Annotated in this window: 21 protein-coding genes; 15 read left to right on the forward strand and 6 right to left on the reverse strand. The window is 56.1% G+C overall.

Translation table 11 applies throughout. The features are described 5' to 3' along the window. Window positions 1-8 precede the first annotated feature (8 nt). From rseP to ACLHDD_RS00865, 14 genes are all read left to right on the forward strand, one after another. A complete protein-coding gene (gene rseP, locus ACLHDD_RS00800) occupies window positions 9-1355 on the forward strand; it encodes a sigma E protease regulator RseP (protein ID WP_427102543.1) in 1347 nt (448 codons plus the stop codon). A gap of 51 nt (window positions 1356-1406) precedes the next feature. Beyond that, window positions 1407-3818, forward strand: coding sequence for an outer membrane protein assembly factor BamA (bamA, locus tag ACLHDD_RS00805; protein ID WP_427102544.1), 2412 nt, complete (start codon window positions 1407-1409; stop codon window positions 3816-3818). A 109-nt stretch (window positions 3819-3927) separates the two neighbouring features. Further along, window positions 3928-4425 carry a molecular chaperone Skp gene (gene skp, locus ACLHDD_RS00810; RefSeq protein ID WP_003852644.1) on the forward strand — a complete coding sequence of 166 codons (498 nt, stop codon included), beginning with the start codon at window positions 3928-3930 and terminating at the stop codon, window positions 4423-4425. A gap of 3 nt (window positions 4426-4428) precedes the next feature. After that, window positions 4429-5454: a UDP-3-O-(3-hydroxymyristoyl)glucosamine N-acyltransferase gene (gene lpxD / locus ACLHDD_RS00815; RefSeq protein WP_427102545.1), complete on the forward strand. Its 1026-nt coding sequence runs from the start codon at window positions 4429-4431 to the stop codon at window positions 5452-5454. Between the two features lie 151 nt (window positions 5455-5605). Continuing rightward, window positions 5606-6061: a 3-hydroxyacyl-ACP dehydratase FabZ gene (fabZ, locus tag ACLHDD_RS00820; protein WP_009091980.1), complete on the forward strand. Its 456-nt coding sequence runs from the start codon at window positions 5606-5608 to the stop codon at window positions 6059-6061. Window positions 6062-6064: 3 nt separating this feature from the next. Next, window positions 6065-6853: an acyl-ACP--UDP-N-acetylglucosamine O-acyltransferase gene (lpxA, locus tag ACLHDD_RS00825; RefSeq protein WP_427102546.1), complete on the forward strand. Its 789-nt coding sequence runs from the start codon at window positions 6065-6067 to the stop codon at window positions 6851-6853. Between the two features lie 3 nt (window positions 6854-6856). Beyond that, complete coding sequence (gene lpxB, locus ACLHDD_RS00830; protein WP_427102547.1) at window positions 6857-8005, forward strand: lipid-A-disaccharide synthase; 1149 nt, start codon at window positions 6857-6859, stop codon at window positions 8003-8005. Beyond that, window positions 7998-8624 (forward strand): ribonuclease HII, encoded by a 627-nt coding sequence (gene rnhB, locus ACLHDD_RS00835; protein ID WP_427102548.1) that lies wholly within the window; start codon window positions 7998-8000, stop codon window positions 8622-8624. The genes lpxB and rnhB overlap by 8 nt, the downstream gene beginning before the upstream one ends. A gap of 31 nt (window positions 8625-8655) precedes the next feature. Continuing rightward, the gene (gene dnaE / locus ACLHDD_RS00840; RefSeq protein WP_427102549.1) at window positions 8656-12138 is read left to right on the forward strand and encodes a DNA polymerase III subunit alpha; all 3483 of its coding nucleotides are present in this window, start codon (window positions 8656-8658) and stop codon (window positions 12136-12138) included. A 12-nt stretch (window positions 12139-12150) separates the two neighbouring features. Beyond that, window positions 12151-13107, forward strand: a complete 957-nt coding sequence (gene accA, locus ACLHDD_RS00845; RefSeq protein WP_427102550.1) for an acetyl-CoA carboxylase carboxyl transferase subunit alpha — start codon at window positions 12151-12153, stop codon at window positions 13105-13107. 166 nt (window positions 13108-13273) lie between these two features. After that, on the forward strand, window positions 13274-15424 hold the full coding sequence (locus ACLHDD_RS00850) for a lysine decarboxylase LdcC (protein WP_427102551.1): 2151 nt from the start codon (window positions 13274-13276) through the stop codon (window positions 15422-15424). Between the two features lie 63 nt (window positions 15425-15487). After that, the gene (locus ACLHDD_RS00855; protein ID WP_427102552.1) at window positions 15488-15877 is read left to right on the forward strand and encodes a VOC family protein; all 390 of its coding nucleotides are present in this window, start codon (window positions 15488-15490) and stop codon (window positions 15875-15877) included. A 52-nt stretch (window positions 15878-15929) separates the two neighbouring features. Then, window positions 15930-17249, forward strand: coding sequence for a tRNA lysidine(34) synthetase TilS (gene tilS, locus ACLHDD_RS00860; RefSeq protein ID WP_427102553.1), 1320 nt, complete (start codon window positions 15930-15932; stop codon window positions 17247-17249). After that, window positions 17246-17554 (forward strand): c-type cytochrome, encoded by a 309-nt coding sequence (locus ACLHDD_RS00865; RefSeq protein WP_427102554.1) that lies wholly within the window; start codon window positions 17246-17248, stop codon window positions 17552-17554. The genes tilS and ACLHDD_RS00865 overlap by 4 nt, the downstream gene beginning before the upstream one ends. 40 nt (window positions 17555-17594) lie before the next feature. On the opposite strand, the gene rof is transcribed toward ACLHDD_RS00865, so the two are convergent. Together rof and ACLHDD_RS00875 are read right to left on the reverse strand one after the other, a co-directional pair. After that, the gene (rof, locus tag ACLHDD_RS00870) at window positions 17595-17855 is read right to left on the reverse strand and encodes a Rho-binding antiterminator (protein ID WP_313653180.1); all 261 of its coding nucleotides are present in this window, start codon (window positions 17853-17855) and stop codon (window positions 17595-17597) included. Then, window positions 17842-18042 carry a YaeP family protein gene (locus ACLHDD_RS00875; RefSeq protein ID WP_313653181.1) on the reverse strand — a complete coding sequence of 67 codons (201 nt, stop codon included), beginning with the start codon at window positions 18040-18042 and terminating at the stop codon, window positions 17842-17844. Before ACLHDD_RS00875 ends, rof begins: the two co-directional genes overlap by 14 nt. 217 nt (window positions 18043-18259) lie before the next feature. Here ACLHDD_RS00875 and arfB point away from each other — a divergent pair, with 217 nt between their 5' ends. Next, a complete protein-coding gene (gene arfB, locus ACLHDD_RS00880) occupies window positions 18260-18670 on the forward strand; it encodes an alternative ribosome rescue aminoacyl-tRNA hydrolase ArfB (protein WP_313653182.1) in 411 nt (136 codons plus the stop codon). Window positions 18671-18844: 174 nt separating this feature from the next. Here arfB and proS read toward each other — a convergent pair whose 3' ends face one another. The 4 genes from proS to ACLHDD_RS00900 all read right to left on the reverse strand — a co-directional run bounded on the left by proS (window position 18845) and on the right by ACLHDD_RS00900 (window position 22697). Then, window positions 18845-20563, reverse strand: a complete 1719-nt coding sequence (proS, locus tag ACLHDD_RS00885; protein WP_427102555.1) for a proline--tRNA ligase — start codon at window positions 20561-20563, stop codon at window positions 18845-18847. An 89-nt stretch (window positions 20564-20652) separates the two neighbouring features. Then, the gene (gene tsaA, locus ACLHDD_RS00890) at window positions 20653-21357 is read right to left on the reverse strand and encodes a tRNA (N6-threonylcarbamoyladenosine(37)-N6)-methyltransferase TrmO (protein ID WP_427102556.1); all 705 of its coding nucleotides are present in this window, start codon (window positions 21355-21357) and stop codon (window positions 20653-20655) included. Next, window positions 21354-21752 (reverse strand): Rcs stress response system protein RcsF, encoded by a 399-nt coding sequence (rcsF, locus tag ACLHDD_RS00895; RefSeq protein WP_427102557.1) that lies wholly within the window; start codon window positions 21750-21752, stop codon window positions 21354-21356. The genes tsaA and rcsF overlap by 4 nt, the downstream gene beginning before the upstream one ends. Window positions 21753-21881: 129 nt before the next feature. Continuing rightward, window positions 21882-22697 carry a MetQ/NlpA family lipoprotein gene (locus ACLHDD_RS00900; RefSeq protein ID WP_313653187.1) on the reverse strand — a complete coding sequence of 272 codons (816 nt, stop codon included), beginning with the start codon at window positions 22695-22697 and terminating at the stop codon, window positions 21882-21884. Between the last annotated feature and the right edge of the window lie 29 nt (window positions 22698-22726).

Raw genomic sequence — 22726 nt, forward strand, 5'->3', positions numbered from 1 at the left:
GGCAAAAGATGTTGAGCATACTCTGGAGTTTCGTCGCTTTTATCGTTGCGCTGGGTGTACTGATTACGGTTCATGAGTTTGGCCACTTCTGGGTCGCTCGTCGCTGTGGCGTTAAGGTTGAACGCTTTTCCATAGGCTTCGGCAAGGCGCTCTGGCAGCGCCGTGACCGCCACGGCACCGAATATGTCATCGCGCTGATTCCGCTCGGCGGCTACGTCAAAATGCTCGATGAACGCGTTGAAAGCGTGCCGGCCGAGCTGCGTCATCAGGCTTTTAACAACAAAACCGTCTGGCAACGCGCCTCCATCATCGCGGCGGGTCCCGTCGCGAACTTCATCTTCGCCATCTTCGCCTACTGGGTTGTGTTTATTCACGGCGTGCCCGGCGTGCGCCCGGTAATCGGTGAAATTTTAAACGGTTCGGTGGCTGCAGAAGCTCAAATTACGCCCGGCATGGAACTTAAGGCGGTTGACGGTATCGAAACGCCTGACTGGGATGCTGTGCGTATGGCGCTGGTCGGTAAAATCGGGGACAGCAGTACCACGCTGACCGTGGCCCGATTTGGCGAAGAAGCGACGCAGCAGAAGCAGCTGGATTTGCGTAACTGGCAGTTTGAGCCGGATAAGCAGGATCCAGTCGTTGCGTTAGGGATTCAGCCTCGCGGTCCGCAGATTGAGACCACGCTGGCAGAAGTACAGGCGAATTCGCCAGCCAGTGAAGCCGGTTTGCAAGCAGGCGACAGGATCGTTAAAGTCGATGGTCAGCCATTATCGCAGTGGCAGTCCTTTGTGACCCAGGTTCGGGATAACCCGGGCAAAAGCATGGCACTTGAGGTGGATCGCGGCGGTGACTCGATTGCGCTGACGATGACGCCGGAAGCGAAAGCGGGCAGTAAAGCGGGATTTGCGGGTGTCATTCCGCGCGTAATCCCGCTGCCAGAAGAGTACAAAACGGTAAGGCAGTATGGCGCGTTTGCCGCTATCGGCGAAGCCAGTGTAAAAACCTGGCAGCTGATGAAGCTCACCGTGTCCATGCTGGGCAAGTTAATAACCGGCGATGTGAAGCTGAACAACCTGAGCGGGCCAATTTCAATTGCACAGGGCGCAGGGTTGTCAGCGGAGTACGGGTTGATTTATTACCTGATGTTCCTGGCGCTGATTAGCGTCAACCTGGGCATCATCAACTTGTTCCCTCTGCCGGTTTTAGATGGTGGTCATCTGCTCTTCCTGGCGATCGAAAAGATCAAAGGTGGACCGGTGTCCGAGCGAGTTCAGGACTTTAGTTATCGCATCGGCTCAATTCTGCTGGTGCTGTTAATGGGGCTTGCACTTTTCAATGATTTCTCACGTTTGTAACCGCTGGAACGCGAACATTCGAGGGATGTGTTAGGAAAACGCATAACAACGATGGCGATGAAAAAGTTGCTCATAGCGTCGCTGCTGTTTAGCAGCGCCACCGTTTACGGTGCAGACGATTTCGTGGTGAAGGATATTCATTTCGAAGGGCTGCAGCGAGTCGCCGTCGGCGCGGCTCTGCTGAGTATGCCAGTACGGGTTGGCGATACGGTGAATGACGATGATGTCAGAAACACCATTCGCTCGCTGTTTGCTACTGGCAACTTTGAGGATGTTCAGGTCCTGCGAGACGGTACAACACTAATTGTCCAGGTCAAAGAACGTCCTACCATTGCCAGCATTACCTTCAGCGGTAACAAAGCGGTGAAAGAGGACCAGCTCAAACAGAATCTGGAAGCCTCTGGTGTGCGTGTCGGCGAAGCGCTGGACCGCACCACCATCTCTTCTATCGAGAAAGGCCTTGAGGATTTCTATTACAGCGTCGGGAAATACACCGCTAACGTGAAAGCCGTGGTTACGCCGCTGCCACGTAACCGTGTCGACCTGAAGCTGGTCTTTACCGAAGGTGTCTCTGCCAAAATTCAGCAGATCAACATCGTTGGTAACAAAGCCTTTAGCTCCGACGAGCTGATCTCCCGCTTCCAGCTGCGCGATGAAGTGCCGTGGTGGAACGTGGTGGGTGACCGCAAATACCAGAAACAGAAACTGGCGGGCGACCTCGAAACCCTGCGCAGCTTCTACCTGGATCGCGGTTATGCACGCTTCAACATCGATTCTACTCAGGTCAGCCTGACGCCCGATAAAAAAGGCATCTACATCACGGTGAACATCACCGAAGGCGACCAGTATAAAATTGCGGGCGTGATCGTCAATGGCAGCATGGCGGGCCACTCAGCAGAAATTGAACATCTGACCAAGATTCCGTCAGGCGAGCTTTATAACGGCGCCAAAGTGACGAAGATGGAAGATGACATCAAGAAACTGCTGGGCCGCTATGGCTATGCCTATCCGCGCGTGGCGACACAGCCAGAAATCAACGACGCTGATAAGACCGTAAAACTGCATATCAATGTGGATGCGGGTAACCGCTACTACGTGCGCAACGTCCGCTTCGAAGGCAACGACACCTCGAAAGATTCGGTGTTACGTCGTGAGATGCGCCAGATGGAAGGCGCGTGGCTGGGTAGCGACCTGGTTGAGCAGGGTAAAGAGCGTCTGAACCGCACCGGTTACTTCGAAACCGTGGATGTGGATACCCAGCGCGTACCGGGCTCACCGGACCAGGTGGATGTGGTTTATAAGGTTAAAGAGCGCAACACCGGGACCTTTAACTTCGGCGTCGGCTACGGCACCGAAAGTGGCGTGAGCTTCCAGGTCGGGGTAACGCAGGATAACTGGCTGGGCACCGGTAATACCGTCGGTATCAGCGGCACCAAAAATGACTACCAGACCTATGCGGAATTCTCGCTGACCGATCCGTACTTCACTGTTGACGGTGTCAGTCTGGGTGGTCGTCTGTTCTACAACGACTTTAAAGCGGACAACGCGGACCTCTCTGACTATACCAACAAAAGTTATGGTCTGGATGGTACGCTCGGCTTCCCGGTTAACGAAAACAACACCCTGCGTGTCGGTCTGGGCTATGTCCATAACGACCTCTCCAACATGCAGCCGCAGGTAGCGATGTGGCGTTATCTCGACTCGGTTGGCAAGCCGCAGCAGCTTAACGACAAAGGTGAGTTCTCTGCGGATGACTTCACCTTTAACTATGGCTGGACGTACAACACCCTGGACCGCGGCTTCTTCCCGACGTCGGGTAACCGCACCAACCTGAACGGTAAGGTGACGATTCCAGGCTCAGATAACAGCTTCTATAAGGCGACGCTGGATACCCAGCAATATATGCCGATTAACCAGGATCATACCTGGGTGCTGCTGGGCCGTGGCCGCGTGGGCTATGGCGATGGACTTGGCGGCAAAGAGATGCCGTTCTATGAGAACTTCTACGCCGGTGGTTCAAGCACCGTACGTGGCTTCCAGTCCAACACCATTGGTCCGAAAGCCGCTTACTACAATAACAACTCGTCTAACTGCCGGATTGCCGATCCAGATGGCGTCTGTAAGTCTGACGATGCGGTCGGGGGTAACGCGATGGCGATCGCCAGCCTTGAGCTGATTACGCCAACGCCGTTCCTGAGCGAAAAGTATGCTAACTCGGTACGTACGTCGGTGTTTGTCGACGCCGGTACCGCGTGGGATACCCATTGGGAAAATACCGACAAAACGCGTGCTGCGGGCATTCCTGACTATAGCGATCCAAACAACATCCGCGTTTCAAGCGGTGTAGCGCTGCAGTGGATGTCACCGCTTGGCCCGCTGGTATTCTCTTATGCCCAGCCGATGAAGAAAGTCGAGGGAGACAAATCAGAGCAGTTCCAGTTTAACATTGGTAAAACCTGGTAATGTTCTGAGCATGGATGCAAGCTGAAGTCTTGCTGCCGGACAGCACCCGCTGCTGTTCCGGTGCAAACACTGTGTCGCTGACACAAACGTTGATGGTAAGGAGTTTATAGTGAAAAAGTTGTTGTGTGCCGCAGGTCTGGGTCTTGCTTTAGCGGTTTCCGCTGGTGTTCAGGCTGCTGACAAAATTGCAGTGGTAAACGTGTCCAGCATTTTCCAACAGTTACCGCAACGAGCGACTGTTGCTAAACAGCTGGAAAACGAGTTCAAAGGCCGTGCAACTGAGCTGCAGAGCCAGGAACGCGATCTGCAAACCAAAATGCAGCGTCTGCAGCGTGACGGTTCGACCATGAAGGCCAGCGAGCGCAGCCGCATGGAGAAAGACGTCATGTCACAGCGTGAAGCCTTCTCTTCGAAAGCACAGGCGTTTGAGCAGGATAACCGTCGCCGTCAGATGGAAGAGCGTAACAAGCTGCTGAGCCGTATTCAGGACGCCGTGAAGAAAGTCGCGGACAGCGATGGCTATGACGTCGTCATCGACGCGAACGCGGTGGCTTATGCATCAAACGCAAAAGACATCACGGCTGACGTGCTGAAACAGGTTAAATAATTCATGTCATCTATTCGACTGGCTGATTTAGCCCAGCAGTTGGATGCAGAATTGCACGGAGATGGCGATATCGCCATCTCCGGCATTGCTTCTATGCAATCCGCCACAACTGGTCAAATCACTTTTCTTGCAAACAGCCGTTACCGCGAGCAACTCGCCCTGATTAAGGCCTCAGCCGTGGTGCTGACGGAAGCGGATCTGGAGTGGTGTAATACCGCGGCGCTGGTAGTGAAAAATCCCTACCTGACCTACGCGCGTATGGCACAGATACTCGACACTACCCCTCAGCCTGCGCAGAACATTGCGCCCAGCGCGGTGATTGACCCTTCGGCCCGTCTCGGCAGCAATGTCGCGATTGGCGCAAACGCCGTGATTGAAGCGGATGTGGAGCTGGGCGATAACGTGGTAATTGGTGCAGGATGCTTTATCGGCAAAAAAACCCGTATCGGCAGCGGAACCCGTCTATGGGCCAACGTTTCTGTGTATCACGAGATTGTCATCGGTCAGGATTGTCTGATTCAGTCAGGCACGGTCATCGGTTCTGATGGTTTTGGTTACGCCAACGATCGCGGTAACTGGGTGAAAATCCCGCAGTTAGGCGCGGTGATTATCGGCGATCGCGTGGAAATAGGTGCCTGTACAACCATCGATCGCGGTGCGCTGGATAACACTCTGATCGGCAATGGTGTTATCATAGACAACCAGTGCCAGATCGCCCACAACGTAGTTATTGGCGACAATACAGCCGTTGCAGGCGGTGTGATCATGGCGGGTAGTCTGAAGATTGGGCGTTACTGTATGATTGGCGGTGCCAGCGTCATTAACGGCCACATGGAAATCTGTGACAAAGTAACGGTGACCGGTATGGGCATGGTCATGCGTCCTATCACAGAGCCAGGTGTTTATTCATCCGGCATTCCGCTGCAACCCAACAAAACCTGGCGCAAAACTGCAGCGCTGGTGATGAACATCGATGACATGAGCAAACGCTTAAAAGCCATCGAGCGCAAGGTCGGCAAAGACGACTAACCGCCATCCCCAAACTGACCGGCTTTCATAACAAAAATGTTAAGCAGGGAAGCCCGGCGCCACAGAACCTATTTGCGGCCTGCGGAAGATCACTTGATCTGTGCAGGCCGTGTTATTGATGTCATCAGATTTTTAGGACAGGAAGAGTATTTTGACTACTGAAACTCATACTCTGAAAATTGAAGAGATTTTAGAGCTGCTGCCGCACCGCTATCCGTTTCTGCTGGTAGACCGTGTGCTTGAATTTGAAGAGCACAAATACCTGCGTGCAGTGAAGAACGTTTCTGTTAATGAACCGTTTTTCCAGGGGCATTTCCCTGGTAAACCGATTTTTCCTGGCGTTCTGATCCTGGAAGCGATGGCGCAGGCTACCGGAATTCTGGCGTTTAAAAGCGTGGGTAAACTGGAGCCAGGCGAACTCTACTACTTTGCCGGTATCGACAATGCCCGTTTCAAACGCCCTGTCGTACCAGGCGACCAAATGATCATGGAAGTGACTTTCGAGAAAACCCGCCGTGGTCTGACCCGCTTTAAAGGCGTGGCGACTGTCGATGGTAAAATCGTTTGTGAAGCGACCATGATGTGTGCCCGCAGCCGGGAGGCATAATTCGTGATTGATCCAACCGCCACTATCCATCCCAGTTCTGTTATCGAAGAGGGCGCTATCATTGGCGCCCGTGTTCACATTGGCCCGTTTTGCTTTATTGGCGCGAATGTTGAGATCGGTGAAGGAACGGTACTGAAGTCACACGTTGTGGTGAACGGCCACACGCGTATCGGTAAAGATAACCAGATCTATCAGTTCGCCTCAATCGGGGAAGTGAATCAGGATCTGAAATATGCCGGTGAGCCAACACGGGTTGAGATCGGCGATCGCAACCGCATCCGTGAAAGCGTGACGATTCACCGTGGCACTACCCAGGGTGGCCATGTCACCACGGTGGGCAGCGATAATCTGCTGATGGTAAACGTTCATATCGCGCATGACTGCGTGATTGGCAACCGCTGCATCTTCGCCAACAACGCCACTCTGGGTGGTCACGTCACGGTCGATGATTTCGCCATTATTGGCGGCATGACAGCGGTCCATCAGTGGTGCACCATCGGTGCGCATGTGATGGTTGGCGGCTGCTCCGGCGTGGCACAGGATGTCCCTCCTTATGTGATTGCACAGGGCAATCACGCGACGCCGTTCGGGATCAATATCGAAGGTCTCAAGCGCCGTGGCTTCAGCAAAGAGTCGCTGCACGCCATCCGCAACGCCTACAAGCTGCTCTACCGCAGCGGCAGAACACTGGAGGAAGTGAAGCCAGAGATCGAAGCTATCGCACAGCAGCACAGCGAAGTGCAACCTTTCTACGACTTCTTCAGCCGTTCTACCCGTGGATTAATCCGTTAATCCATGTCAGCGCGTCCGTTAACGATTGCCCTGGTCGCCGGAGAAACCTCCGGCGATATTCTTGGTGCCGGTCTGATCCGTGCTCTGAAAGCCCGTCATCCGGATGCTCGCTTCGTGGGTGTGGCGGGACCGTTGATGCAGGCGGAAGGGTGTGAAGCCTGGTATGAGATGGAAGAGCTGGCGGTGATGGGGATTGTCGAGGTGCTGGGCCGTCTGCGACGCCTGCTGAAAATTCGCCGCGATCTGACGCAACGTTTCACCGCCCTGCGGCCCGATGTCTTTGTCGGCATTGATGCGCCGGATTTTAATATCACGCTGGAAGGCAATCTCAAACGCGCGGGTATCCGCACCATCCACTATGTCAGTCCTTCTGTCTGGGCATGGCGGCAAAAGCGCGTCTTTAAGATAGGCCGCAACACCGATCTGGTGCTGGCCTTCCTGCCGTTTGAAAAAGCTTTTTACGATCGCTTCAACGTTCCCTGCCGCTTTATCGGCCATACGATGGCGGATGCCATGCCGCTGCAGCCCGATAAGCTGGCCGCCCGGCGTCATCTGGGAATTGCCGATGACGCGCTCTGTCTGGCCCTGCTGCCGGGCAGTCGCGGCGCAGAGGTAGAGATGCTCAGCGCAGACTTCCTGAAAACGGCCCGCCTGCTGCGTCGTCACTATCCGGCGCTGGAAATCGTGGTGCCGCTGGTGAATGCCCGTCGCCGTGAACAGTTTGAGAAGATTAAGGCCGAAACGGCACCGGAGCTGCCGATGCATCTGCTGGATGGACAGGGCCGGGAGGCGATGATCGCGAGCGATGCCGCATTGCTGGCTTCCGGTACTGCCGCTCTGGAGTGCATGCTGGCAAAATGTCCAATGGTGGTGGGATATCGCATGAAGCCTGCCACGTTCTGGCTGGCCAAACGGCTGGTCAAAACGCCTTATGTCTCGCTGCCAAATCTGCTGGCTGGGCGTGAGCTGGTCAAAGAGTTACTGCAGGATGCGTGTCAGCCCGAAGCGCTGGCCGTTGCGTTAGATCCGCTGCTGCATGCCGGGCCTGAACGCGAAACGCTGCTGCAGACGTTTCATGAATTACATCAACAGATCCGCTGGAACGCCGATGAGCAGGCAGCGGATGCGGTACTGGAGCTGGTGAATGCCTGATTTTATCTACCCTGTCGCCAGCCTGATTGCGGGTGTGGACGAAGTGGGGCGCGGGCCGCTGGTCGGTGCGGTAGTCACCGCTGCTGTCATCCTCGATCCGGCTAATCCGATTGCCGGCCTGGCCGACTCGAAGAAACTGTCGGAAAAGCGCCGCCTGGCGCTGTATGACGAGATCAAAGAGAAAGCACTGGCCTGGAGTCTGGGACGTGCAGAGCCTGAAGAGATCGACCAGCTCAATATTCTGCACGCCACTATGCTGGCGATGCAGCGCGCCGTGGCAGGTCTGCACATCCAGCCCGACTATGTGCTGATTGATGGTAATCGCTGCCCGGCACTGCCGATGCCTTCCCAGGCGGTGGTGAAAGGGGATAGTCTGGTTGCCGAAATCAGTGCGGCGTCGATCATCGCCAAAGTGTCGCGCGACCGCGAAATGGCCGAGCTGGATCGGCTGTTTCCAGAGTATGGTTTTGCGCAGCACAAAGGTTATCCGACCGCGCTGCACATGGAAAAACTGACGCAGCATGGTGCCACACCGCATCACCGTCGCAGCTTTGCGCCCGTTCGCAATGCGCTGCTCGATGCTGAAGTCCTGGCTGCGCGCCAGCCCCTGACGCTGTAATAGCCTGACACTGTTTTAACCGGAAACTGATATGGCTGAACCCCGTTTTATACATCTGCGTGTCCACAGTGACTATTCGATGATTGATGGCCTGGCGAAAACCGGGCCGCTGATCAAGAAGGCGGCTGCACTCGGCATGCCCGCTATCGCCATTACTGACTTCACCAACCTGTGTGGCCTGGTAAAATTTTACGGTGGCGCACACGGCGCAGGGATAAAACCGGTTATCGGTGCTGACTTCAACGTGGCCAGCGAGCTGATGGGAGACGAACTTACCCAGCTTACCGTGCTGGCGGCGAACAATACCGGTTATCAGAATCTGACACTGCTAATCTCCCGCGCCTATCAGCGTGGCTACGGCGTGGACGGGCCGGTCATCGATCGCGACTGGCTGATTGAGTTACAGGAAGGGCTAATTCTGCTGTCAGGTGGCCGGCGTGGCGATGTGGGCCGCAGCCTGCTGCGGGGCAACAGCGCGCTGGTTTCTCAGTGCCTGTCGTTTTATCAGCAGCATTTTCCCGATCGCTACTACCTGGAACTGATCCGCACCGGCCGTCAGGACGAAGAGAGTTATCTGCACGCGGCTGTCGAGCTGGCGATTGCTGAAGGCGTGCCGGTGGTTGCCACCAACGAAGTCTGCTTTATCAACGCCGAAGATTTTGATGCGCATGAGATCCGTGTCGCTATCCATGACGGCTATACGCTGGACGATCCTAAACGTCCGCGCAACTACAGTCCTCAGCAATATATGCGCAGCGAAGCGGAGATGTGCGAGCTTTTCTCAGACATCCCGGAGGCGCTGGAAAACAGCGTAGAGATTGCTAAGCGTTGTAATGTAACGGTCCGGCTGGGCGAGTATTTCCTGCCGCAGTTCCCGACCGGCGACATGACGACTGAAGATTATCTGGTGGTGAAATCCCGCGAGGGGCTGGAAGAGCGTCTGGTATTTCTGTTCCCGGATGAAGAGGTGCGTGCGGCAAAACGTCCTGAATATGACGAACGTCTGGAGGTTGAGCTTAACGTTATCAACCAGATGGGGTTCCCCGGCTACTTCCTGATCGTGATGGAGTTTATCCAGTGGTCGAAGGATAACGGCGTGCCGGTCGGGCCGGGTCGTGGTTCTGGTGCCGGTTCGCTGGTGGCCTATGCGCTGAAAATCACCGATATCGATCCGCTGGAATTTGATCTGCTGTTCGAACGTTTCCTGAACCCGGAACGTGTGTCGATGCCCGACTTCGACGTCGACTTCTGTATGGAGAAGCGCGACCAGGTCATTGAGCACGTCGCCGATATGTATGGCCGCGAAGCGGTTTCTCAGATTATCACCTTCGGCACCATGGCGGCGAAAGCAGTTATCCGCGACGTCGGCCGCGTGCTGGGGCACCCCTACGGCTTTGTGGATCGCATCTCAAAACTGATCCCGCCCGATCCCGGCATGACGCTGGAAAAAGCCTTTATTGCGGAACCGCAGCTGCCTGCGATGTATGACGCAGACGAAGAGGTGAAGGCGCTGATCGACATGGCGCGTAAGCTGGAAGGGGTGACGCGTAACGCCGGTAAACATGCGGGCGGCGTGGTGATTGCGCCCACAAAGATTACTGATTTTGCGCCGCTCTACTGCGATGAGCACGGCCAGTTCCCGGTCACGCAGTTCGATAAAAACGATGTGGAATATGCCGGCCTGGTGAAGTTCGACTTCCTGGGACTGCGCACGCTGACTATCATCGACTGGGCGCTGAAGATGATTAACCCGCGCCGGGAAAAGCAGGGGCTGGAGCCGATCGACATCGCCTCTATCCCACTGGATGATAAGAAAAGCTTCGATATGCTGCAGCGCTCGGAAACCACGGCGGTATTCCAGCTTGAATCACGCGGCATGAAGGATCTGATCAAACGTCTGAAGCCCGACTGCTTCGAAGATATGATCGCACTGGTGGCGCTATTCCGTCCGGGCCCGCTGCAGTCCGGCATGGTAGATAACTTCATCGACCGTAAGCATGGCCGGGAAGCAATCTCTTATCCCGATATCCAGTGGCAGCATGAAAGCCTGAAACCAGTTCTGGAACCCACCTACGGCATCATCCTCTATCAGGAACAGGTGATGCAGATTGCGCAGGTGCTCTCCGGGTATACCCTGGGCGGCGCAGATATGCTGCGTCGCGCCATGGGTAAAAAGAAACCTGAGGAGATGGCCAAGCAGCGATCGGTGTTCCGCGACGGTGCCGAAAGCATGGGCATCGACGGCGAGCTGTCGATGAAGATCTTCGATCTGGTAGAAAAATTTGCAGGCTACGGCTTTAACAAGTCACACTCTGCGGCTTACGCTCTGGTCTCCTATCAGACGTTGTGGCTGAAGGCGCACTATCCGGCTGAATTTATGGCCGCCGTGATGACCGCGGATATGGACAACACCGAGAAAGTGGTAGGGCTGGTGGATGAGTGCTGGCGTATGGGACTGAAAGTCCTGCCGCCCGATATCAACTCCGGCCTTTATCCTTTCCATGTCAACGACGCGGGCGAAATCGTTTACGGCATCGGCGCGATTAAAGGCGTGGGTGAAGGCCCGATCGAAGCGATTATCGACGCACGAAATGAAGGCGGTTACTTCCGGGAGCTGTTTGATCTCTGCGCCCGCACCGACACCAAAAAGATTAACCGCCGGGTGATGGAAAAACTGATTATGTCCGGGGCTTTTGACCGCCTCGGACCGCACCGCGCGGCGCTAATGAGTTCGCTCGGCGACGCGCTGAAGGCGGCCGATCAGCACGCGAAAGCGGAAGCGATCGGTCAGGCAGATATGTTTGGCGTACTGGCCGAAGAGCCGGAGCAGATTGAGAAATCCTACGCCAGCGTGACGCCGTGGCCCGAGCAGGTGCAGCTGGATGGTGAACGGGAAACGCTGGGGCTCTATCTGACCGGCCACCCGATCAACCAGTATCTGAAAGAAATTGAGCGTTATGTTGGCGGGGTGCGACTGAAAGATATGCATCCTACCGATCGGGGTAAGATTACCGTGGCGGCCGGTCTGGTGATCGCGGCGCGGGTAATGGTGACCAAACGCGGCAACCGAATTGGTATCTGTACTCTGGATGACCGTTCCGGTCGTCTGGAGGTGATGTTATTTACCGATGCGTTAGATAAATACCAGCAGCTGCTGGAGAAAGACCGAATCCTGATCGTCAGCGGACAGGTCAGCTTTGATGACTTCAGTGGTGGCCTTAAAATGACCGCCCGTGAAGTCATGGACATCGACGAAGCTCGCGAAAAATACGCGCGCGGACTTGCTATCTCGCTGACGGACAGGCAAATTGATGACCAGCTATTAAACCGACTCCGTCAGTCCCTGGAACCTCATCGATCAGGGACTATTCCGGTGCATCTCTATTATCAGAGAGCCGACGCGCGAGCGAAGCTGCGCTTTGGTGCAGCGTGGCGAATTTCGCCCAGCGATCGTTTACTTAACGATCTGCGCTCGCTGATTGGATCGGAGCAGGTGGAACTGGAGTTTGACTAGAACAGGAACATTATGAGTCTTAATTACCTGGATTTTGAACAGCCAATTGCAGAACTGGAAGCGAAGATCGATTCGCTGACGTCAATTGGTCGTCAGGATGATAAACACGTTAATCTGGATGAAGAAGTTCAGCGTCTGCGCGAGAAAAGCGTTGAGCTGACCCGTAAAATCTTCGCCGATTTAGGCGCATGGCAAATCGCGCAACTGGCGCGCCATCCTCTGCGTCCTTATACCTTTGACTACGTTCGCAATGCGTTTGACGATTTCGATGAGCTGGCGGGCGACCGCGCTTATGCGGATGACAAAGCGATTGTGGGCGGCATTGCGCGTCTTGATGGCCGTCCGGTGATGATCATCGGCCACCAGAAAGGGCGCGAAACCAAAGAGAAAATTCGCCGCAACTTTGGCATGCCTGCACCGGAAGGCTATCGCAAAGCCCTGCGCCTGATGGAGATGGCTGAGCGTTTTAAGATGCCGATCATCACCTTCATCGACACGCCTGGCGCCTATCCGGGCGTGGGTGCGGAAGAGCGCGGACAGTCTGAAGCGATTGCCCGTAACCTGCGTGAAATGTCTGGCCTGAAAGTGCCGGTGATCTGTACGGTCATCGGTGAGGGCGGTTCAGGTGGTGCGCTGGCAATCGGCGTGGGCGATAAAGTGAATATGCTGCAGTACAGCACCTATTCCGTTATCTCGCCGGAAGGCTGTGCCTCCATTCTGTGGAAGAGCGCGGATAAAGCCCCGCTGGCCGCAGAAGCGATGGGTATCACCGCCAACCGTCTGAAGGAACTGAAGCTGATTGACGCCGTCATTCCTGAGCCGCTGGGTGGTGCGCATCGTCGTCCGATCGATATGGCGCAGTCGCTGAAACAGCAGCTGCTGGCAGATCTGGCCGAGCTCGACGAACTCAGCACAGAAGAGCTGCTGGATCGCCGTTATCAGCGCCTGATGAGCTACGGCTACGCCTGATTCATCCTTCTCCCTGAAAGCGGACTCCGGTCCGCTTTTTTTATTCCTCTGGTTTGCCTCCACGCCCGCTCCACCTTTTTCAGCGCCATCCGATCGTCCCGTGGCTACACCTTCCGTGGGTTAGCGGTTATGCTTGATCGGTTCCATCACAATCAGGGAGAGGGCTTTGAATATTCTGGCGATCATGGGCGCGCACGGCGTGTTTTATAAAGATGAACCGTTACGCGAACTCGACGCGGCGTTAAATCTGCAAGGCTTCCAGCTGCTTTACCCCAGAAACAGTGACGACCTGCTGAAACTGATCGAGCACAATCCGCGTATCAGTGGCGTCATCTTCGACTGGGATGCGCACAACAGTCCGGAACTGTGCGGCGAGATCAATCAGCTCAACGAATACCTGCCACTCTACGCATTTATCAACACCCACTCGCAGATGGACATCAGTATCAATGAGATCCGCATGCCGCTGCACTTCTTCGAGTATGCGCTGAATGCCGCCGACGATATCGCGCTGCATATCCGCCAGTACACGGATGATTACATCGAACACATTACGCCACCGCTGACCCGGGCGCTGTTCACCTATGTGAAGGAGGGGAAATATACCTTCTGTACGCCGGGACACATGGCGGGCACGGCCTTTCAGAAGAGCCCGGTTGGCTGTCTGTTCTACGATTTCTTTGGGGCAAACACGCTGAAGTCCGACATCTCCATTTCCGTCACCGAGCTGGGGTCTCTGCTGGATCACACCGGCCCGCATCTGGAAGCCGAAGAGTATATCGCCCGCACCTTTGGTGCCGAACAGAGCTATATGGTGACCAACGGCACCTCCACGTCGAATAAGATCGTCGGGATGTATGCCGCCTCTGCCGGCAGCACGGTGCTGATCGACCGCAACTGCCACAAGTCGCTGACTCATCTGCTGATGATGAGCGATCTGATCCCTGTCTGGCTGAAGCCAACCCGTAATGCGCTGGGGATCCTGGGCGGCATCCCGAAACAGGAGTTCACCCGCGAGAGCATTGCAGAAAAAGTGGCCGCTATTGACCGCGCCAGCTGGCCGGTGCATGCGGTGATCACCAACTCCACCTATGACGGGCTGCTCTATAACACGCAGTACATCAAAGAGACGCTCGATGTGCCGTCGATTCATTTCGATTCGGCCTGGGTGCCTTACACTAATTTCCATCCCATCTATACCGGCAAAAGCGGTATGAGCGGCGAGCGTATTCCGGGCAAGGTGATCTATGAAACGCAGTCGACTCATAAACTGCTGGCCGCGTTTTCGCAGGCTTCATTGATTCATATTAAAGGCGACTACGACGAACAGACCTTTAACGAAGCCTATATGATGCACACCACCACCTCGCCCAATTACGCCATCGTCTCGTCGATTGAAACGGCCGCCGCAATGCTGCGTGGTAATCCCGGTAAGCGACTGATCAATCGCTCAGTCGAGCGGGCACTGCACTTCCGTCGTGAGATCCAGCGCCTGCGGGAAGAGTCCGACAGCTGGTTCTTCGATATCTGGCAGCCGGAAGCGATCGATGAAGCGCAGTGCTGGCCGATCCAGCCGGGTGAAGAGGCGTGGCACGGCTTCACGCAGGCCGATCGCGATCACATGTACCTTGATCCGATCAAGGTGACGATCCTGACGCCAGGTATGAGCGAGCTGGGTGAGATGGCGGAAGAGGGGATCCCGGCGGCGCTGGTGGCAAAGTTCCTCGACGAGCGAGGTATTGTGGTGGAGAAAACCGGCCCCTATAACCTGCTATTCCTGTTCAGCATCGGCATCGATAAAACCAAAGCGATGAGCGTGCTGCGCGGCCTGACTGAGTTCAAGCGCGCCTACGATCTCAATCTGCGGGTTAAAAACATGCTGCCGGATCTCTACGCGGAAGACCCCGATTTCTATCGCAATATGCGGATTCAGACGCTGGCGCAGGGGATCCACCAGCTGATCCGTCATCACGATCTGCCACGCCTGATGCTGCAGGCGTTTGATGTTCTGCCCGAGATGAAGATGACGCCTCACCAGGCCTTCCAGCAGCAGGTCAGAGGCAATATCGAAACGGTTGATCTCAGCGAGCTGGTGGGCCGGGTATCGGCCAACATGATTCTGCCTTACCCGCCAGGCGTGCCGCTGGTGATGCCGGGAGAGATGATCACCGAAAAAAGCCGCGCGGTGCTCGATTTCCTGCTGATGCTGTGCAGCATCGGCCGGCACTATCCGGGTTTCGAAACCGATATTCATGGCGCGACCCTGACGGAAGAGGGTGAATATCGCGTCCGTGTGCTGAAAAATACCCCCGAATAACCGTCAGATGACGCTTAGCGGCAGGCTGTCTGCGGATCGCCTGCCCGAATCAGGATATTAACCATGTTGCAGTTAACCGCTGTTCACCACATCGCCATCATCGCCTCCGACTACGCACGCAGCAAAGCCTTCTATTGTGATGTGCTGGGGTTTCGTCTGATGGGCGAATATTACCGTGAGGCGCGCGACTCCTGGAAGGGCGATCTGGCCCTCCAGGATCGCTACACCATTGAGCTGTTCTCGTTTCCCTACCCCCCGGCCCGCGTCTCGCATCCTGAAGCGTGCGGGCTGCGCCACCTGGCCTTCACCGTGCCGGATGTTGCCGCTGCCGTGGCGGCTCTGGCCGACAAAGGGGTGATCTGCGAACCGATCCGCATTGACGAACTGACGGGCAAAGCGTGCACCTTCTTCGCCGATCCGGACGGTTTGCCGCTGGAGCTTTATCAGGCGTAAAATAGCGCGCTCAGCGGGCCACATCCGGTGGCCCGACCATCTGGATTCTCTCATGTCTGCTCCTGCTTTTGATGCCCTGTTGCCATCCGATGCCACGCTGGTGGTCGCGTTCAGCGGTGGACTCGACTCCACCGTGCTGCTGCATCAGCTTCGCGCCTGGCAGCAGCAGCATCCCGAGTCGTCTCTGCGGGCACTGCACGTACATCATGGGCTAAGCCCGAATGCAGACCAATGGGCGGCACACTGCCAGGCGCTATGTGCACAGTGGCAGCTGCCGTGTGAGGTCCTGCGCGTCAGCGTGGATGGTCGCGACAGTGGCATCGAAGCGGCGGCCCGTACGGCGCGCTATCGGGCACTCACTGCGGCCCTGCGGCCAGGCGAGCTGTTACTCACCGCACAGCATCTCGACGACCAGTGTGAGACTTTCCTGCTGGCGCTGAAACGTGGCAGCGGGCCGGCCGGGCTGGCGGCGATGCCCGCGGTGCGCATGCTGGGTGCCCATCCGCTGATCCGTCCGCTATTGAATCAGTCGCGACAGGCGCTTGAAGCTTACGCCGACCGGCATCAGCTGGTCTGGATTGAAGATGAGAGTAATCAGGATCTCCGCTATGACCGTAACTTCCTGCGGCAGCAACTGCTGCCTGCACTCCATCAGCGCTGGCCGCATTTTGCCGATGCCGCTGCCCGCAGTGCGGCGTTATGCAGCGAGCAGGAGCAGTTACTGGATGAGCTGCTGGCTGAAGCACTTTCCGGGCTGATCCAGCCTGACGGCAGTCTCTTTTTTACGCCGCTGCTGCGCATGAGTGAGCCGCGGGCGAATGCGTTACTACGCCGCTGGATCGCCGGGCAGGGCGGGATAATGCCGTCCCGCGATGCGCTGAAACGTCTTCAGGAAGAAGTGATGAAGAGCCGGGAAGATGCGCAGCCGCGGTTGCGACTGGGTCAGGCTGAAGTGCGGCGTTACCGACAGCAGCTTTACTGGCTGCCGTTGCAGGCGTCACTGCGCGATCGCGTGCTGACATGGCCCGATCTCAGCCAGCCGCTGACGCTACCGCAGCAGCTCGGTGTGCTGCGCGCCAGCCAGGCGACAAACCCGTTGCGCTATCCGCGTCCGGATGAGCAGGTCAGCGTGCGGTTTCATGCGCAGGGCCGCGTCCATCTGGTGGGGCGCAATGGCGGCAGGGAGATGAAAAAAGTGTGGCAGGCGTTACAGATACCGCCGTGGCAGCGGGAACGGCTGCCGTTAATTTTTTACAACCAGACGCTGGTCTCCGCCCCAGGCCTCTTCGTTACTCGGGATGGCGCCGCTATCGATGCACCGGGCTGGCAGGTCGTGTGGGATCGGGCATCCGTTACAGGAACAGAAGAATGAAACAGTGGCTTATCGTCTCTCTGATCGCCATCGCCTTGCCAGTGTGGGCAGCGGGTGACGCTCAGCGTGGCACAGAGAAAGCGGGCAGTTGCATAGCCTGTCATGGCGCAACGGGAAAAGCTGCGGCGCCCATCTATCCGAATCTGGCCGGGCAGAATGCCGCGTATCTGGAACTGGCGCTGCAGGCTTATAAAAAGGGCGAGCGCAGTGGCGGTCAGGCTGAGGTGATGAAAGCGTTTGTGACGGGATTAAGTGACAGCGACATGGCAGATCTGGCGGCGTATTACAGTTCGTTGCAGCCCTGAGTGTAACAGGGGCGGGAACGTCCCGCCCGGAAAGCGTGAATTACTCTGCGCTGACAACCACCGTACCCAGCTCGGGGTGGGTGAAGCTGGCGATATGGTCGAGACGCAAATCACGATGCTCACTGGCCAGATCGATAGAGAGATATTCAACGTTTTTGCGTGAAAAGATCTCTCTGGCCTTCGCCCTGAGCTGCTCACCATCTTTCATTTCCAGCGACAGCATCCAGTGGTTCTGACAGGCGAGTTCCAGGTTATCGTAATCATCGCAATTGATGGGTTGGTACGCTTCATTTATCAACATAGTCGCTCACCAATAAGTTAGCAGCGGCCCAGGCCGCCTGTTCCCTGACAGAAGAGTTTAGTTCACTATTTGCGGCAATATCATTAAGCGCCTTTAATGCGCAGCCAATCGCATCCGGTATGTAACCTAAATCCCCGCTGCCGATTTCGGCATATTTCCGGCGAACTAACTCACAATAATTGTGCACATGGCCCTCCTCATCAGAGTGTATATACCCTGGTTAACTGGCGACTATACCATAGCCATTCAGAGGAAATCAGCCCGTGTAAAGCAGGAAGCGTGTGCGAATCACTGCTAAAGTGACAGATTCCGCGGATTCATGCGGAAAGCGTGGAAGCACAAAAGGTTAAGTTGATGAACAGGTTATCAGAGGTCAACGTTATGAAGCAGTGGGGAGGGGAGTGATGGTTATGCTGTCCCGTCTGGTTGAGATCCCGGACAGTGAAATTGAGCTGACCGCGATACGCGCTCAGGGCGCGGGTGGACAACATGTTAATAAAGCCAGCACGGCTATCCATCTGCGTTTTGACATTGCTGCCTCTTCGCTGCCCGCTTTCTATAAAGAGCGGCTGCTCTCTGCCAGCCATCATCTGATTACCGGTGAGGGGGTGGTGGTGATCAAGGCGCAGGAGTACCGCAGTCAGGAGATGAATCGCGAAGCGGCGCTGCAGCGTCTGGTCAATCTGATCCGCGAACTGAGCACGGTCGAAAAAGCGCGTCGCGCCACGCGGCCGACCCGCGCGTCGAAAGAGCGGCGTCTGGAAGGCAAAGCGCGTCGCAGCACGACCAAAGCGATGCGTGGCAAAGTGCAATAAAAAACGCCCCGCAGATGGGGCGATGCTGACAATAGTTGCGGCGAAGCGCGCGCGACTGCTGAGGGAACGGGGGACGATCGACACGTCACTGAATGACGCCTGACTCATAGCAGTCAGGTCAGTGCCCTGAAGTAAGAGGCCCCGCAAGCGGGGCCCCTGAGTAACACCAGCGTCTTACTTATTCAGTGCTTTCAGCAGGAACGCAACGATCTCATCCTGCTTAATCATCTGCTTCTCACCGCCACGGCGTGATTTATACTCAATCTCCTGGTTATCGAGATTGCGATCGCCGATGACGATGGTGTGTGGCACACCGATTAGTTCCATATCTGCGAACATCACGCCAGGACGCTCTTTACGGTCATCCAGAATCACCTCAACACCTTTAGCGCGCAGGGTGGCATACAGCTCTTCCGCCAGCTCTTTCACGCGGAATGATTTCTGCATATTCATCGGCAGAATGGCGACTTCGAAAGGTGCCAGCGCGTCCGGCCAGATGATGCCGCGCTCGTCGTGGTTCTGCTCAATCGCAGCCGCGACAACGCGGGTGATGCCGATACCGTAGCAGCCCATGCTCATCACCTGGTTACGGCCATCTTCGCCCTGCACAGACGCTTTCAGCGCGTCGGAATATTTGGTGCCGAGCTGGAAAATGTGACCCACTTCGATGCCGCGTTTAATCTGCAGCGTGCCTTTGCCGTCCGGGCTCAAATCGCCTTCAACCACGTTACGGATATCGGCCACGCTGGCCAGCGGCAGATCGCGCTCCCAGTTAATGCCGAAGTAGTGCTTACCGTCGACGTTAGCACCGGCGCTGAAATCGCTCATCTTCGCGACGGTACGGTCAGCGATGATCGGCATCTGCAGGCCAACGGGGCCGATTGAGCCAGGGCCGGCACCCACGGCGGCGCGGATCTCTTCTTCGGTGGCGAACACCAGCGGTGACGCGACGATAGCCGACTTCTCCGCTTTGATTTCGTTAAGCTGATGATCGCCGCGAACCAGCAGAGCAACCAGCGCATGACCACTCTCTTCGGCGCCTTTGACAATCAGCGTCTTCACGGTTTTTTCCACTGGCACGCTGAACTGTTCAACCAGTTCTGCAATGGTTTTGGCGTCTGGTGTCTCAATCAGCTGCATCGCCTGCGAAGGCGCTGCACGTTCACCGGCAGGTGCGACCGCTTCGGCCAGCTCAATGTTGGCAGCGTAATCCGACTCGGTAGAGAAGATGACATCGTCTTCACCGCTCTGAGCCAGAACCTGAAACTCATGCGACGCGCTGCCGCCGATTGAACCGGTGTCGGCCTGGACGGCGCGGAAATCCAGTCCCATACGGCTGAAGATCTGGCTGTAGGCGCGGTACATCGCATCGTAGGTTTCCTGCAGTGATTCCTGCGAAACGTGGAAGGAGTAGGCGTCTTTCATGGTGAATTCGCGTGAGCGCATCACACCGAAACGTGGACGCACTTCGTCGCGGAATTTAGTCTGAATCTGATACAGATTGAGTGGCAGCTGCTTATAGGAGCTCAGCTCATTGCGAATCAGGTCAGTGACCACCTCTTCATGCGTCGGGCCCAGCACGAATGGACGCTCATGGCGATCCGCGATACGCAACAGCTCCGGGCCATACTCCTCCCAGCGACCGCTTTCCTGCCACAGATCGGCGGGCTGTACAACCGGCATTAAAATCTCAACCGCGCCCGCGTTGTTCATCTCTTCGCGAACGATGTTTTCAACTTTTTTCAGCACGCGAACCCCGGTCGGTAACCAGGTGTAGAGGCCGGAAGCCAGTTTGCGGATCATACCGGCGCGCAGCATCAGCTGGTGGCTAATCACTTCAGCGTCGGAAGGCGTCTCTTTCTGAGTAGAGAGCAGATATTGAGTAGTGCGCATTGATTACGGTTCCAGTTAATCGGAAAGTCACAGACAGAATTTTGCTGGCGGCTAGTGTACCAGTGAGATCACCGGCTCAAAAGCGGGTTTTAACGCGGGTCGATAGCGATCACTTCTGTACCGATGTCGTCAACACGCCAGCGGACATTAAAATCCATCAGCCAGGCCGCATATTCCCGATCCAGGGTTTCGCCCTTGCGATAAGCGGGACGGGGATCCTGGGCCAGCACCTCACGGATAAAACGGGCCAGATGGGGATAGCGCGACTGCTGCTGAAGCTGCTGCTGCGCCAGTGCGGAAAAGCGAACCGGCATATCCGCCGCCGGGGCGCCCGGGGCAAAACCTGCACGGGCATCGGGCACGGCTTCGGCAAAGGGCAGGTAGGGCTTGATATCGACCACCGGCGTGCCATCGACCAGATCCAGACTGCCCAGCTGCAGGATCACCTGCTGTTTTTCCGTTCTGATGCCCCTCAGCTCGACCAGCGACATGCCGATAGGGTTGGGACGGAACGTTGAACGGGTGGCAAAGACTCCCATACGCGCATTGCCGCCCAGCCGCGGAGGGCGAACGGTCGGGCGCCAGCCTCCCGCCATGGTCTGGTGGAAGACAAACAGCAGCCAGAGATGGCTGAAATCTTCCAGTCCACGCACCGCCTCCGGCTGATTGTAGGGCGCCTGCAGGTGGAGTTCGCCGACGCCATCCTGCACCAGACCGGGCTGACGCGGAACGGCAAACTTCTCCTTCCAGGGGGAACGGATCACCCCGATCTGCGCGAAGGCAAATTCACTCATTGATTGCTGACTTTAAGTGCAGACCCCTGACATACCGCCTGGCGATAGCAGCCTGGCGTGCCGGTCACGATTTCACATTTATGGAGCAGCACGGCATTCGCTTTCATCTGTGATGCTTTGATCTGCAGGCGTTTACGGGCGGTGGCGATATTGGCTGGCGAGTTCTGGTTGCTGAGCTGGCAATCTTCAGCGGAGACTTCACCGAGATCGCGGAAGGGTTTGCTGACCAGATCGGCGGCGTCGGTATAGAGCTTAACCGGGGCCGGACGTGCCGCAGGTTTGTGGGCCGGTTCACTGGACTGCTGTGTCCGGGACGGTGCGCTGCTTATCGGGTGATACTCATGAACGCACCCTGTCAGCATCAATGCTAACAAGCAGAGCGGTAAAAAACGCATGGCAACATCCTCAGGTTTCAAAAAGTGGCGTTATTGAAACAAGGACAAGAGTAAATAACAAGTCGGGCAGGGGGCGCCAGTAACAGAAAGGGCGGCACAGTGCCGCCCTCAGGGAGATGAATCGCTGAATTACCAGCCTTTCACGGCGCCGCCGTTGAAGACTTTGTTAGCGGCTTCGTTGACTTCGTCAGACTGATAAGCCTGAACAAATTTCTTCACGTTTTCCGCATCTTTGTTATCTTCGCGCGCCACAATCAGGTTCACGTAAGGTGAATCTTTATCTTCGACGAAGATACCATCTTTGGCAGGCGTCAGGCCGATCTGGCTGGCGTAAGTGGTGTTGATCACCGCCAGCGCGATTTGCTGATCATCCAGTGAGCGTGGCAGCTGAGGCGCTTCCAGTTCAACAATTTTCAGATGCTTTGGATTCTCGGTGATGTCGAGCACGGTCGGCAGCAGGCCTGTGCCCTCTTTCAGTTTGATCAGACCCACTTTCTGCAGCAGCAGCAGGGTGCGTCCCAGGTTGGTCGGATCGTTGGGAATCGCGATCTGTGCGCCATCCTGCAGCTCGTCCAGAGATTTGATCTTCTTCGAGTAGCCTGCAATGGGGTAAACGAAGGAGTTACCCACGGACACCAGTTTGTAACCACGATCCTTGATCTGCTGATCCAGATAAGGTTTATGCTGGAAGGCGTTGACATCAATGTCGCCTTTACTCAGCGCTTCATTTGGCAGGACATAGTCGTTGAAGGTCACCAGTTCAACGTCCAGACCATACTTATCTTTGGCAACTTTCTGCGCGGCTTCAGCAACCTGCTGCTCAGCGCCGACAATCACGCCGACTTTGATATGGTTAGGATCTTTCTCTTTTTGATCGCATCCTGCCAGCGCAATCGCGCCAATCAGTGCACCCACAGCGGCAATTTTCTTGAATCTGAAAGACATATCCTTTCCTTAATAATGTGATATTGCTG

The organism is Pantoea sp. NSTU24 (assembly GCF_050157905.1).
Classification (GTDB): Bacteria; Pseudomonadota; Gammaproteobacteria; order Enterobacterales; family Enterobacteriaceae; genus Pantoea.

What these genes read in the sequence shown, in the direction of transcription:
- rseP (WP_427102543.1), top strand. Translation starts at nt 9, where the DNA reads ATGTTGAGCATACTCTGGAGTTTCGTCGCTTTTATCGTTGCGCTGGGT.
- bamA (WP_427102544.1), top strand. Translation starts at nt 1,407, where the DNA reads ATGGCGATGAAAAAGTTGCTCATAGCGTCGCTGCTGTTTAGCAGCGCC.
- lpxD (WP_427102545.1), top strand. Translation starts at nt 4,429, where the DNA reads ATGTCATCTATTCGACTGGCTGATTTAGCCCAGCAGTTGGATGCAGAA.
- lpxB (WP_427102547.1), top strand. Translation starts at nt 6,857, where the DNA reads ATGTCAGCGCGTCCGTTAACGATTGCCCTGGTCGCCGGAGAAACCTCC.
- rnhB (WP_427102548.1), top strand. Translation starts at nt 7,998, where the DNA reads ATGCCTGATTTTATCTACCCTGTCGCCAGCCTGATTGCGGGTGTGGAC.
- dnaE (WP_427102549.1), top strand. Translation starts at nt 8,656, where the DNA reads ATGGCTGAACCCCGTTTTATACATCTGCGTGTCCACAGTGACTATTCG.
- accA (WP_427102550.1), top strand. Translation starts at nt 12,151, where the DNA reads ATGAGTCTTAATTACCTGGATTTTGAACAGCCAATTGCAGAACTGGAA.
- ACLHDD_RS00855 (WP_427102552.1), top strand. Translation starts at nt 15,488, where the DNA reads ATGTTGCAGTTAACCGCTGTTCACCACATCGCCATCATCGCCTCCGAC.
- tilS (WP_427102553.1), top strand. Translation starts at nt 15,930, where the DNA reads ATGTCTGCTCCTGCTTTTGATGCCCTGTTGCCATCCGATGCCACGCTG.
- ACLHDD_RS00865 (WP_427102554.1), top strand. Translation starts at nt 17,246, where the DNA reads ATGAAACAGTGGCTTATCGTCTCTCTGATCGCCATCGCCTTGCCAGTG.
- rof (WP_313653180.1), bottom strand. Translation starts at nt 17,855, where the DNA reads ATGTTGATAAATGAAGCGTACCAACCCATCAATTGCGATGATTACGAT.
- arfB (WP_313653182.1), top strand. Translation starts at nt 18,260, where the DNA reads ATGGTTATGCTGTCCCGTCTGGTTGAGATCCCGGACAGTGAAATTGAG.
- proS (WP_427102555.1), bottom strand. Translation starts at nt 20,563, where the DNA reads ATGCGCACTACTCAATATCTGCTCTCTACTCAGAAAGAGACGCCTTCC.
- tsaA (WP_427102556.1), bottom strand. Translation starts at nt 21,357, where the DNA reads ATGAGTGAATTTGCCTTCGCGCAGATCGGGGTGATCCGTTCCCCCTGG.
- rcsF (WP_427102557.1), bottom strand. Translation starts at nt 21,752, where the DNA reads ATGCGTTTTTTACCGCTCTGCTTGTTAGCATTGATGCTGACAGGGTGC.
- ACLHDD_RS00900 (WP_313653187.1), bottom strand. Translation starts at nt 22,697, where the DNA reads ATGTCTTTCAGATTCAAGAAAATTGCCGCTGTGGGTGCACTGATTGGC.